Source organism: Streptomyces sp. CA-251387 (assembly GCF_050936625.1).
GTDB lineage: Bacteria > Actinomycetota > Actinomycetes > Streptomycetales > Streptomycetaceae > Streptomyces.
The window spans coordinates 3,105,528-3,117,979 of sequence record NZ_JBNJMJ010000001.1; the positions used below are offsets into that span (position 1 = coordinate 3,105,528).

Annotated in this window: 10 protein-coding genes; 2 read left to right on the forward strand and 8 right to left on the reverse strand. The window is 72.6% G+C overall.

Annotation, left to right across the window (positions count from 1 at the left end):
* Nucleotides 1-59: 59 nt before the first annotated feature.
* The 3 genes from ACQEV2_RS13910 to ACQEV2_RS13920 form a co-directional block, all read right to left on the reverse strand.
* Nucleotides 60-1,184, reverse strand: coding sequence for a carbohydrate kinase family protein (locus ACQEV2_RS13910; protein WP_433054433.1), 1,125 nt, complete (start codon nucleotides 1,182-1,184; stop codon nucleotides 60-62).
* 184 nt (nucleotides 1,185-1,368) lie between these two features.
* The gene (locus ACQEV2_RS13915) at nucleotides 1,369-2,658 is read right to left on the reverse strand and encodes a glucarate dehydratase family protein (RefSeq protein ID WP_433039897.1); all 1,290 of its coding nucleotides are present in this window, start codon (nucleotides 2,656-2,658) and stop codon (nucleotides 1,369-1,371) included.
* Nucleotides 2,655-3,551: a 5-dehydro-4-deoxyglucarate dehydratase gene (locus ACQEV2_RS13920; protein ID WP_433054436.1), complete on the reverse strand. Its 897-nt coding sequence runs from the start codon at nucleotides 3,549-3,551 to the stop codon at nucleotides 2,655-2,657. Before ACQEV2_RS13920 ends, ACQEV2_RS13915 begins: the two co-directional genes overlap by 4 nt.
* A gap of 164 nt (nucleotides 3,552-3,715) precedes the next feature.
* Between ACQEV2_RS13920 and ACQEV2_RS13925 the strand changes: the two genes are divergently transcribed.
* Both ACQEV2_RS13925 and ACQEV2_RS13930 read left to right on the forward strand, forming a co-directional pair.
* Nucleotides 3,716-4,510, forward strand: a complete 795-nt coding sequence (locus ACQEV2_RS13925; RefSeq protein ID WP_433039899.1) for an IclR family transcriptional regulator — start codon at nucleotides 3,716-3,718, stop codon at nucleotides 4,508-4,510.
* 175 nt (nucleotides 4,511-4,685) lie between these two features.
* Nucleotides 4,686-5,954 carry an MFS transporter gene (locus ACQEV2_RS13930; RefSeq protein WP_433039901.1) on the forward strand — a complete coding sequence of 423 codons (1,269 nt, stop codon included), beginning with the start codon at nucleotides 4,686-4,688 and terminating at the stop codon, nucleotides 5,952-5,954.
* A gap of 22 nt (nucleotides 5,955-5,976) precedes the next feature.
* Here the strand turns inward: ACQEV2_RS13930 and ACQEV2_RS13935 are convergent, their stop codons facing one another.
* The 5 genes from ACQEV2_RS13935 to ACQEV2_RS13955 form a co-directional block, all read right to left on the reverse strand.
* Entirely contained in the window at nucleotides 5,977-6,969 is a 993-nt protein-coding gene (locus tag ACQEV2_RS13935) for an adenosine deaminase (protein ID WP_433039903.1), read from the reverse strand.
* Nucleotides 6,970-6,989: 20 nt separating this feature from the next.
* Complete coding sequence (locus tag ACQEV2_RS13940) at nucleotides 6,990-7,895, reverse strand: ribonuclease Z (protein WP_433039905.1); 906 nt, start codon at nucleotides 7,893-7,895, stop codon at nucleotides 6,990-6,992.
* Nucleotides 7,896-7,901: 6 nt separating this feature from the next.
* On the reverse strand, nucleotides 7,902-8,255 hold the full coding sequence (locus tag ACQEV2_RS13945) for a histidine triad nucleotide-binding protein (protein ID WP_433039907.1): 354 nt from the start codon (nucleotides 8,253-8,255) through the stop codon (nucleotides 7,902-7,904).
* A 120-nt stretch (nucleotides 8,256-8,375) separates the two neighbouring features.
* Nucleotides 8,376-11,600: a S41 family peptidase gene (locus tag ACQEV2_RS13950; RefSeq protein ID WP_433039909.1), complete on the reverse strand. Its 3,225-nt coding sequence runs from the start codon at nucleotides 11,598-11,600 to the stop codon at nucleotides 8,376-8,378.
* Between the two features lie 74 nt (nucleotides 11,601-11,674).
* Nucleotides 11,675-12,220 carry a hypothetical protein gene (locus ACQEV2_RS13955; RefSeq protein ID WP_433039911.1) on the reverse strand — a complete coding sequence of 182 codons (546 nt, stop codon included), beginning with the start codon at nucleotides 12,218-12,220 and terminating at the stop codon, nucleotides 11,675-11,677.
* Nucleotides 12,221-12,452: the final 232 nt, after the last annotated feature.

A 12,452-nucleotide genomic window follows, 5' to 3' on the forward strand; every position in this document is an offset into this window, starting at 1 on the left:
ACGGACGGCCAGGTCACGACTGAAACCGACGGTCAGCTCACGCCGACCGCACGCTCAGCTCAAGCCGACCGCCGGAACCCGATCGTCGGCACCGCCCGCCGCAGCGGCCACGGTCTCGTCTCCTCCTCCGGCACCAGGTCCGCCAGGAACGCGTACCGGCGCAGGGCCTCCGGGTCCTGCGCCTGAAGCGACTGCACCTTGCGCCACCACGCCCCGATCTCCGACCAGCCGGGCGCCGACAGCGCCCCCCCGAACTCCTGGACCGAGAGGGCTGCCGTCAGGCCCGCGAAGGCCAGGCGGTCCGCCAGCGGCCAGTCGGCCAGGGTGCCCGCGACGAAGCCGGCGACGAAGACGTCCCCGGCGCCGGTCGGGTCGAGGGCCTCCACCGCGATCGCGGGGACCACGGCCGTCTCGCCGGTCCGGCCGTCCACCGCGTACGCCCCCTCCGCGCCGAGGGTGACCACCGCGACCGGGACGTGTGCGGTGAGGGCGTGGGCCGCCTCCCGGGGGCACTCGGTGCCCGTGTACCGCATGGCCTCCGCCGCGTTCGGCAGGAACGCCTCGCAGTGCTCCAGGTCGGCCAGCCCCGCCAGGTCCCACGCCCCCGTGTCGTCCCAGCCGACGTCGGCGAAGATACGGGTGCCCCTGCGCGCGGCCTGCGCGATCCAGGGGGCCCGCTTGCCCGGCACCAGGGAGGCGACGGCGGCACGCGCGCGTGGGGGGCAGTCCGGCGCCCCCTCTTGAATGAGCGCAGCCTCGGGTGGCGGCTCGTGGCCGTGGGAGACCATCGTGCGCTCGCCCTCGTACGCCATCGACACCGTCACCGGCGAGTGCCAGCCCGGCACCCGGCGCGACGGCGAGAGGTCGATGCCCTCGCCCTGCTCCAGCGCGTCCCAGCAGTAGTCGCCGTAGTGGTCGTCCCCGAAGGCCGCCGCGAGCGACGTCTTCAGGCCGAGGCGGGCCAGCGCGGTGGCCATGTTCGCCACGCCACCGGGGCTCGACCCCATCCCGCGCGCCCAGGACTCGGTCCCGCGCACCGGGGCCGAGTCGAGGCCGGTGAAGATGATGTCGAGGAAGACCGTGCCCGTGAGGTACACGTCCCAGGGCGGGTCGGTGGGCGTGCGCAGGCCTGCGAGGGGGTCGACCTGGGCCCGGCGGTACGGTCCCCCTGTCATGGACGACATCCCCTGGGGCGAGGGCCCCTTTCCGTCGGGCACGGTGGGCGTGGTCACGGTGCGCTCCCTGACGTGGTACTGATCTGGCCAGTGTGCACCACGCCACCGACAACGCCACCGGATCAGCGACTACGCCACCGCGATCCAGCCCGACCCCCTGCACCGGTCACCGGCGAGGCACCGATTCCCGTGGCTACCAGCGCGGCACCGAGGGCGTCACCCACCCCGGGTCGGCGATCCGCATCGCCGCCGCGTCGTCGCGGTCCCGCAGCGAGCCGTCGTCATCCAGCCACCGCCGGTGCAGCTCAGCCAGCCGGTCGCGGTCCAGCTCGACACCGAGGCCGGGTGCGTCCGGTACGGCGACCTTGCCGCCGTCGAAGGTGAGGCGCTCGGTCAGGACGTCCTCGGACTGCCAGGGGTAGTGGGAGTCGCAGGCGTGATGGAGGTCCGGGACGGTCGACGCCACGTGGGTCATCGCGGCGAGGGAGATGCCCAGGTGGGTGTTGGAGTGCATGGACACCCCGACGCCGAAGGTGCGGCAGATGGCCGCCAGTTGCTGGGTGTTGCGCAGCCCGCCCCAGTAGTGGTGGTCGGAGAGAACGACCTGTACGGCGTCCTTGGTGAACGCCTCCTTGATCTCCGCGAACGTCGTCACGCACATGTTGGTCGCCAGCGGCACCCCGGTCCGCGCGGCGACCTCGGCCATGGCGGCCGTACCGAGCGTCGGGTCCTCCAGATACTCGAGGACGTCCCCGAGTTCCCGCGCCACCTTCAGCGAGGTCTCCACGGACCAGGCCCCGTTGGGGTCGAGCCGCAGCGGGTGCCCGGGAAACGCCTCCGCGAGTGCCCGTACGGCCGCGATCTCCTCGTCCGGCGGAAAGACGCCGCCCTTGAGCTTGAAGGAGGTGAACCCGTACCGCTCCGTGAACCTCCGCGCCTGCTCGACGACCCCGGCCGGGTCGACGGCGGCACCCCAGTCGTCCTTCTCGGCGCGCACGCCCTCCGGATGTCCGGCCCACTTGTAGAACAGGTACGCGCTGTACTCGACCGCGTCCCGCACCTTGCCGCCGAGCAGCGCGTGCACCGGCAGCCCCAGCGCCTTGCCGAGCGCGTCGAAGCAGGCGACCTCGAAGCCGGAGACGACGGAGAGCCGCAGCTTGTCGGCGGTCTGGACGCCGCGCAGGCCGCCGACGTCGACCTGCCCGGACACCCGGGACCGAGCGACGGCCACCTCGTCCGCAACGACGAACAGGCCGTTGAACTCGCCGACTTGACGGCCGATCAGCTTCCGCGCGAACGGCCGGGCGAGTTCCAGGTACTTGGTGTCGCCGTACGTCTCGCCGACACCGGTGATCCCGTCGGCCGTCACCACCTCCACGATCAGACGGGGCGTGTACGGCTGATGCACCCCCTGGGTGTTCAGCAGCGGCGGATCGGCGACCAGGATCGGGGTCAGGCGGACATCGGTGATCGTGAGGTTCACAGGGCGGCTCCTACGAGGTCGAGTCCGGCGGCGAGCAGCATGCGCAGGTCGGCCAGGTCGGCGGCCGACGGGTCGGTGAGCGGGGCGCGTACGGGGCCGACCGGGCGGCCGCGGAGGCGGGCCGCGGCCTTCACCAGGGACACGGCGTATCCGGGCACCCGGTCGCGGAGTTCGACGAGCGGGACGTAGAAGTCGCGCAGCAGCTTGTCGACCGTGCCGTGGTCGCCGGCCTGGAGGGCGTCGAAGAAGGCGTTCGCGATCTCGGGGGCGAAGGCGTGGACGGCGGAGGAGTAGGCGGGGACGCCGACGGCGGCGTAGGCGCGGGCCTGGATCTCGGCGGTGGCGGCGCCGTTGAAGAAGAGGAAGTCCTCGGGGGCGGCGAGGGTGAGGCGCTGGAGGCGGTCGAGGTCGCTGTGGCCGTCCTTGAGGCCGATGACGTTCGGGAGGCGCGCGATGCGCCGCAACGAGTCGGCGGTGAAGGCGACTTGGCCGCGCTGGTAGGCGATGAGCGGAAGGCTCGTACGCGCCGCGATCTGCTCCAGCTGGGCGACCAGTCCGTCCTGCGGGGCGGCGACGAGATAGTGCGGCAGGACGAGGAGGGCGTCGGCACCGGCCTCCTCGGCGATCCGCGCGAACCGGACGGCCTGCGCCCAGCCGTAGCCGGTCCCGGCGACGACGGGCACGCGTCCGCCCGCCTCCTCGACGGCGATCGAGACGACCTGCCGGTACTCGTCCTCGTCCAGGGAGAAGAACTCGCCGGTACCGCAGGCGGGGAAGAGGGCGCCGGGGGCGGTGGCGAGCCGGTCGGCGACATGGGTGCGGAAGCCGTCCGGGTCCAGCGAGCCGTCCTCGCGGAAGCTGGTGAGCGGGAACGACAGCACGCCTTGCGCCATGCCGTCCCGCAACCGCCGGGCCGTGTCCGAACGAGGGCTGTGGGGGCTCACCCTGGCCATCTCCCTATGTAGACATCATCCATGTATGAGAATGGAGATTAGATACGCGAACCGGGACCGTCAATGGCACGGTCGAGCCGATTCGATCCGATTACGATCGCCCCATGTCGGAGACAGGCGGCGTCCGCGAGGTGAAATCCGCGGCGCGGACGGTCGAGTTGCTGGAACTCCTCGCCGCGCGCGGCGACCGCCCGGCGCGCCTCCAGGAGCTGGCCGACGCGCTGGACGTGCCGCGCAGCTCCATGTACGCGCTGCTGCAGACCCTGATCTCCCGCGGCTGGGTCCGCACGGACGTCACCGGCTCGCTCTACGGCATCGGCATCCATGCCCTGCTCACCGGCACCAGCTACCTCGACTCCGACCCGCGCGTGCGCGTCGTACGCCCGTATCTCGACGAGGCGTCCGAGGCGCTGGGCGAGACGATCCACATGGGGCGGCTGGACGGCCGGGACGTGGCCTACCTGGCGACGCGCGAGTCGCACGAATACCTCAGGACGATCAGCCGCGTCGGCCGCCGTCTCCCGGCCCACGTGGGCGCCCTGGGCAAGGCGCTCCTGGCCGAACGCCCCGACGACGACCTCCCCGAGGGCCCGTACCAGGCCCTCACCCCCAACTCCCACACCACCCGGGACTCCCTCGCGGCGGACCTCGCCGGGGTGCGGGCGCGCGGCTATGCGGTCGACCGCGAGGAGGGCGTCCTCGGCATCGTCGGCTTCGGCTTCGCCCTGCGCTACGACACCCCCGCCCAGGACGCGATCAGCTGCTCGGTGCCGGTGGCCCGGCTGTCGGCGGGGCACGAGGAGCGGATCGTCGCGGTGATGCGGGAGATCAGGGCGAAGATCGAGGCGACGGTTCCCGGCTTGGGCGGCGGGGGCGGGGCGGTGCACTGGCGCGAGTGAGGGCGCCTTCTACCCGCCTTTCCCCACCGCAAACAGAACGTGCCTCAGATCACACCACCCCCGCTTCTTCACAGCTCCCTCCGCTTGATACAAATTCCCCGCGCGTTCCTGTCCGTCGACGGCCTGCGCCCCTCCCCCTCTTGAGCCGCTCCTTTCGCATGCCCCAGGAACGCCCGTGTTCGCCCCCCGCACCACCCCCTGGCCCCTCGTCGCCCTTTTCACGGCCGGGTATCTCGCCCCATATCTGCTGCCGACGGTCGTCGGCAGGCTCGACTCCGGGCTTCCGCTCTCGCCCACCCAGGCGGGCGCCGTCGGCAGCGCGCTGCTGCTGAGTTCGGCGTCGGCGGGCTTCCTGCTGGCGTCGCGCGTGGACCGGATCGGGGCACGCAGGCTGGCCCGGACCGGGCTCGCGCTCGCCGCCCTCGGCTACGGCGCCGCAGCACTCGCACCCGCCGTACCGGCCGTCGTCCTGTGCGTGCTCGTCGGCGGCTTCGGATCCGGTACGGCCACGGCGGTAGCCGCCACCCGCATAGCGGCGGAGCGCGATCCGCACCGGGCCACCACGCTCGGCCTCCTCGGCGTCTCCGCCCTCGCGGGCGCCGTCTATCTGACGGTCCCCCACCTCGGCCCCGGGCACGGCCTCCCGCTCGCGGCGATCGCCCTCACCGCGCTCGCCGTATGGCCGTTGACGGCCCGGCTCCCTGCCGCCACCACCCCCTCGCACCGGGGCTGGGACAGCTTCCGCCTCCCCCACCGCCGCCAGGGCCTGACCCTCGCCGCCTGCATGCTGTGCTGGTCCCTCGCCCAGAACTCCCTCTGGGGCGTCAGCGGCCGGATCGGCCTGACCCAGGCGCACCTGACCGAGGCCACCGTCGGCGCGGTGTTCGCCGTGGCGCTGGGCGCCGGGCTGCTCGGCGTCACCGGGGCGGGCGCGCTCGGCCCGCGCCTCGGCCGCGCACTGCCCATCGGTGCGGGTACGGCCCTGATCGCTGCCTGCATCGCGCTCAGCGCGTCCGCCACCGACCTGCCGACGTTCGCGACCGGCGAGATCGCGTGGAACACGCTCTACCCGATCGTCCTGTCGTACGTCATCGGCCTCGCCGCCTCCCTCGACGCGCGCGGCCGCTGGGCGGTGCTCGTCGGCTCGGCGTCGTCGCTGGGCACGGCGGCGGGCCCGCTGGCCGGGAGTGTGCTGTCGGCGCAGGCGGGGTTCCCGGTCATGGGGGCCGTGCTGGCGGCCGGGCTGCTGGTGATCGTCGTACCGATGACGGCCGTTGCGCTGGCCCGGCGCCCCCGGAAGACCGCGGACGTCGTGGAGACCGCGGTGGTCCTGGAGGCCGCGGTGGTCCTGGAACCCGTCGAGGTCGTCGAGGTCGTCGAGATCCCTCTGGACACGGCCGAAGCCACCCCGGCCGCCCCCGACCGCCTCACCGCCGCGACCTGAACGGCGGCTAACTGAACGGCGGCTAACTGAAGTCGTACGCCTCCACCTCGGCCAGATACCGCGCTCGCCGCTCCTCGTCGTCCTCCAGGAAGGAGGCGAGGAACGAGTTGCGGGCGAGCTCGCGCAGCCGTTCCTCGGTCAGGCCGAGGGTCTGGCGTACGGCGTCGAAGTTGTCGCCGGCGTACCCGCCGAAGTAGGCGGGGTCGTCGGAGTTGACGGTGCACACGAGCCCGGCGTCGAGCATGGCCGGCAGGGGGTGGTCGGCGAGGGTGTCGACGGTGCGCAGCCGGACGTTCGACAGCGGGCACAAGGTCAGCGGCACCCGCTCCCGCACCAGCCGCTCGACCAGCGCCGGGTCCTCCATGCACCGCAGCCCGTGGTCGACGCGCTCGACGCCGAGGACGTCGAGGGCCTCGGTGATGTAGGCGGGCGGCCCCTCCTCGCCCGCGTGCGCGACGCGCCGCAGCCCGAGCGCGGCGGCGGCCTCGTAGACCTCGCGGAACTTCACCGGCGGGTGCCCGACCTCGGCCGAGTCGAGGCCGACGCCGGTGATCCGGTCGAGATACGGCTCGGCGGCCCGGAGCGTCTCCATGGCCGACTCGGCGGAGTCGTCGCGCAGGAAGCACATGATGAGCCGGGTGGAAACCCCGTGGTTGGCCTCGCTGCTGCCCAGCGCCCGCCACAGCCCCTCGACGACCGTGCCCAGCTCCAGCCCGCGCTTGGTGTGCGCCTGCGGGTCGAAGAAGATCTCCGCGTGCCGCACGCCCTGGGCGGCGGCGCGGGCGAGGTAGGCGTTCGCGAGGTCGGCGAAGTCCTGCTCGGTGCGCAGGACGGCCATGAGCTCGTAGTACAGGTTCAGGAAGGACTGGAGGTCCTCGAACTGGTAGGCCTTGCGCAGCTCGTCCGTGTCGGCGTACGGCAGCTCGACGCGGTTGCGCGCGGCGAGCTCGAACGCCAGCTCCGGCTCCAGGGTGCCTTCGATATGGAGGTGCAGTTCTGCTTTGGGGAGGGGCATCAAAGCATCGTACGGCCGTTTCACCGACGCTTCGGAAGCGGCACCCGCAGCAGATCGTGCGCCACCGTCAGCTCCCCGTCGAAGCCGGCGTCGCGCGCCTGCCGTTCGAACTCGTCCGGCTCGGTGTAGCGCTGGCTGAAGTGGGTGAGCACGAGATGCCGTACGCCGCAGTCGCGGGCGACGCGAGCGGCCTGCCCGGCCGTCAGGTGGCCGTGCTCGACGGCGAGTTCGACGTCCTCGTCCAGGAAGGTGGACTCGATGACGAGCATGTCGCAGCCGTCGGCGAGGGTGTACACCCCGTCGCACAGCCGGGTGTCCATGACGAACGCGAACCGCTGCCCGCGCCGCACCTCGCTGACGTCCTGGAGGGTGACCCCTCCGAGCTCCCCTTCACGCTGGAGCCGCCCGACGTCCGGCCCCTTGATGCCGTGCGCGGCGAGCCGTTCGGGCAGCATGCGGCGCCCGTCGGGCTCGACGAGGCGATAGCCGTACGACTCGACGGGGTGCGACAGCCGGGCGGTGTGGAGCGTGTAGGCACCGGTGTCGGCGATGACGCCGTCCTCGCTGACCGGCACCTTTGCGATGTCGACGGTCTCGCGGTAGGCGGTGGCGTAGCGCAGCCGGTCGAAGAAGCGCCGGCCGGAGCGGGGGTAGTGGGCGGTGACCGGGTGCGGAACCTTGTCGAGATTGATCCGCTGGATGACACCGGCGAGGCCCAGCGAGTGATCCCCGTGGAAGTGCGTGATGCAGATCCGGTTCAGATCGTGAGCCGCGACCCCGGCCCGCAGCATCTGCCGCTGGGTGCCCTCGCCGGGGTCGAAGAGGATGCCCTCGCCGTCCCATCGCAGCAGATACCCGTTGTGGTTGCGGTGCCGGGTCGGGACCTGGCTCGCTGTGCCGAGGACGACCAATTCACGTACGGACACGGCTGGTTACCCGGGGGGCCACTGCATGCCACGGCCGCCGAGGATGTGGGCGTGGGCGTGCCAGACGGTCTGCCCGGCGCCGGCGCCGGTGTTGAAGACGATCCGGTAGCTCTCCAGCTTGTCCTCGTCGGCGACGGCCTGGGCCTCACGCAGGACGTCCGCGGCGAGGGTCGGCTCGGCGGCGGCGAGGGCGGCGGCGTCCCGGTAGTGCGCCTTCGGAATGACCAGGACGTGGGTGGGCGCCTGGGGGTTGATGTCCCGGAACGCGACGGTCGTGTCCGTCTCCCGCACGATGGTCGCCGGAACATGCCCCTCGACGATCTTGCAGAACAGACAGTCGTCCTGCGGCTCCCCTGCCATGTTCCCTCCGGGGGTTGGACCGATCTTTACGGTTGGCATCGTATCGTCGGCGGGTGCGGGTGCGTGGGGGTTGATCGCGCCCACGCGGCGGAGCCGCATATCGATACGGCCCCGCGCCCCTCAGGTGGGCAAACCGGGCGGAGTTTTAGCAGGCCGCTCCTCCAGGCCCTCCAACGCGATCCGGATCGCCTCGTCCAATTGCGCGTCCCGCCCCGCCACCCAGTCCTGCGGCCGCTGCACCACCTCCACGTCCGGGTCCACGCCGTGGTTCTCCACGTCCCAGCCGTAGCCGTCCAGCCAGATGGCGTACTTCGGCTGGGTGATCAGGGTGCCGTCGACCAGGTGGTAGCGGCTGTCGATGCCGATCACGCCGCCCCAGGTCCGCGTCCCCACCACGGGGCCGAGGCCCAGTGCCTTGATCGCCGCGTTGACGATGTCCCCGTCGGAGCCGGAGAACTCGTTGGCCACCGCCACCACGGGGCCGCGCGGCGCGTCCATCGGGTAGCTGTACGGGCGCATGCCGCGCGGCAGTTCCCAGCCCACGATCCGCCGTGCCAGCTTCTCCACGACGAGCTGCGAGGTGTGTCCGCCGCCGTTCTCGCGGACGTCCACGACGAGGCCCTCCCGCGCCACCTCGACCCGCAGGTCACGGTGGATCTGGGCCCACCCGGGCGCTTGCATGTCCGGCACGTGCAGATAGCCGAGCCGGCCGCCGGACTTCTCGTGGACGTACGCCCGCCGGTCGGCCACCCACGCGTGGTACCGGAGCGGCTGCTCGTCCGCGATCGGGATCACCACCGCGTGCCGTACGTCCCCGCCGCCCGCCGGCGAGATCGTCAGCTCCACCGCCTTGCCCGCCGTACCGACGAGCAACGGCCCGGGTCCGGTCACCGGATCCACCGGCACTCCGGCCACGGCCACGATCGCGTCCCCGGCCCGCACCGCGACGCCGGGTGCGGCCAGCGGCGCCCGTGCCTCGGGGTCGGAGGTCTCCGAGGGGAGGATGCGGTCGATACGCCAACTTCCGTCCGAGTGGCGGGAGATGTCCGCGCCGAGCAGGCCCTGCCGGGCCCCGCCGCCGTACCCGCCGCGCGGTGCGACGTACGCGTGGGAGGTGCCCAGCTCGCCCTGCACCTCCCACAGCAGGTCCATCAGGTCGTCGTGGGTCGCCACCCGGTAGAGGAGGGGACGGTAGCGGTCCAGCACGCCCGCCCAGTCCACGCCGTTCATGTCCGGCCGCCAGAAGTGGTCCCGCATGATGCGGCCCGTCTCCTCGAACATCTGCCGCCACTCCGCCGACGGGTCGACCCGCTGCCGTACGCGCGTCAGGTCCACGGTGATGTTCGTGTCGCTGTCCTCGTCGCCCGAGGCACGCCGGTCGCTCGGGACGACCTTGAGCCTGCCGTCGGTCCACAGCAGCACCCGCTTGCCGTCGCCGCTGACCTCGAAGTGGTCGGCGTCGTCGGCGAGATGCTCGACGCGCCGCTGGACGAGGTCGTAGCGCTCCAACTCGGTCTTGGGCTCGGGGTCGTCGGGTGTGGCGCGGGAGGCGCCGAGCGCGCCGCGCACGGGGTGCCGCAGCCACAGCACGCCGTCCTTGGCGGCCCGCAGGTTGGTGTAGCGGGCGGCCTCGACCGGGAACGGCACGATCCGGTCGGCGAGCCCTTCGAGGTCGATGCGCGTGGTCGGGGTGCCCTCGCTGTCGGGCGTCTCGTCCTTGTCGGGCGCGTCGAAGGGGCGGCCGTGCCGCTGCGGGCCGAAGGGGGACGGGGTGGTCGCGGCGAGCGTGATCAGGTGCGGGCGGGAGCCGACCACGAAGGCGAGGTCGAAGACGTGCTCGTCGTAGACCGGGTCGAAGGCCCGCGTCGACAGGAAGACGAGGTGCTTGCCGTCCTGCGTGAACGCCGGCGCGTAGTCCTGGAAGCGCAGCGGGGTCGCCTCGGAGACGGACAGGTCGGTGGTGTTGGCGAGCTTGAGCTGGCACAGGGGGCGCGGACCGGGGTGCGACCACGCCAGCCAGGCCGAGTCGGGTGAGAAGACGAGCCCCGACACGTCGCCGTCCGCGCTGCGGTCCACCTCGCGCACCTCGCCGGTCTCCCGTTCGACGAGCAGCAGCCGCCCGTCGTGCGCGGCTACCGCCGCCCGGCTCCCGTCGGGCGCCATGGCGAGCTCCAGGACGCGGCCCAGCTGCCCGGCGGCGAGCCTGCGCGGAGTGGCGCCGGGTGCGAGGCCGGTCGCCGGCGCGAACTCCAGCGCGTCGTCGCCCTCCGCGTCCGTCACCCATACGACCCACTCCTCGCCCTCCGTCCGGAAGGTGCGCGGCAGCCGGGCCCGCACCCCCGGCTCGGCGGCGAGCGCACGGGCGGGACCGGAGCGGTGGGTGACCCAGTGCACGGCACCCCGGACGGCGACCGCGCTGCCGCGCGCGGAGTGGTCGGGCGCCGCGTCCCCGAAGGCGCGCGCGGCGTTCAGCGGGTACGGCTGCCGGTCGGTGCGCTGCCCGCCGAGCCGGACGTCGAGCCGGCGCGGCTCGGCCCCGTCGAGATCGTCGAGGAGCCACAGTTCACCGGCGCAGGCGTAGACGACACGGGTGCCGTCGCTCGCGGCGTGCCGGGCGTAGAAGCCGTCGACAGGGGTGTGCCGCCGTAGATCGGACCCATCGGCGAGGGACGAGTACACCGCCCCCACGCCCTCGTGGTCGGAGAGAAAAGCGATCCGCTCGCCCACCCACACGGGGTACTCGAGGTTCCCGTCCAGCTCTTCGTGCAGCCGTACGAAGTCCCCGGCACCTTGCCCGTCGCGGACGTCCCGGTCGATCCACAACTTGCCCGCCGTACCGCCCCGGTACCGCTTCCAGCGTGCCGCCTCCAGCCCCATGGGCGCGGACGCGAGCACGAGCCGCGGCCCGTACACGACATCGGCGACGGGGCCGTACGGCAGCGTGGTGGCCGGTCCGCCGTCGAGCGGGACCGTGTGGGCCCAGGTGCGGCGGCTGCCCGCCTGGCCCTGGGCGCTGATCGCGAGAACCTGCCCGTCGGGGGTCCAGCCGCGCACCCGGGTCTGCCGACTGCCCCAGTGCGTGAGGCGTTTCGAGGGCCCGCCGTCGACCGGCGCGATGTGCACCTCGGGGGCGCCGTCGCGGGTGGAGGTCCAGGCGACGGTCGTACCGTCGGGCGAGATGCGCGGCAGGCTGACCGGCACGGTGTCGGCGCTGACCCGCCAGGCCCGGCCGCCGTCGAGCGGGGCGAGCCATACGTCGTCCTCGGCGGTGAAGGCGATCAGGTCGCCGTGCAGATGCGGGTACCGGAGATACGAAGACGATCCGGGCGTCGCGGGCTGAGTCACCCGATCACCATAAGCAGGGGCGGCGTCAAGGGACAGGCCTTTGGATCACTTGCCCAACTCCCCTCCGGATACGGTCACTTGCCCTCCGGCCAGCAGTTCGGGTGCTGCTTGCAGTAGACGGTCTTGGTGACGGTGACCGTGACGGTGGGCCCCGGCTGCTGCCCGCCGCCGCCCGGGTTGACGGGCGAGGGCGTGGCATTGCAGTTGCCCAGCCCGTTCACGTGGAACCACTCCTTGCCGTCGATCTTGGCGACGAGGTCCCCGCGCACACAGGCGCCGCTGACGGCCCGGGTGATCCTGCCGGTGACGGTGATGTCCTTGCCGTCCTTGGTCTCACCCTCGCAGTCGACCTTGACCACGGTGTTCTCGGTCGCCGTCGGGGCGGCGGAACCGCCCTTGCCGTCCTCGTACGAGCCCGTGCAGTTGAGCCACTGGACGTCGGCCTTCTGCCGCTCCAGCTCCTCGGTCACCGTCTGGTCGGTCGTGAACGCCACGGTCGCACTGCTCAACCCGCCCGGATCACAGGCGACCGCCCCGCCGACGGCGACCACGACGAGACCCACCACGCCTGCCGCACGCGCCACTTGCGTGCGCCGACCCGCGCGACGCGCAGGGCTCATGGGACCCGTAGGACCCGCGGGACCCGAGCGAGACCAAATCCTCCTGAATGCCCCCATGGAGGGCAGCCTGCCACTGTCCCGGCCGCCGCGGTAGAGCGCATACGGCCACTCCCTGCTCCCGCACGTCACAATCGAGTGTCACCCAAAGTCGCCTACGCCACCGAACCGTTCGAGGAGCGAGGGCCGGTCGGTCATGGCGGCGGGGCCGTGCAGGAGGGTCGCGCCGCCTCCT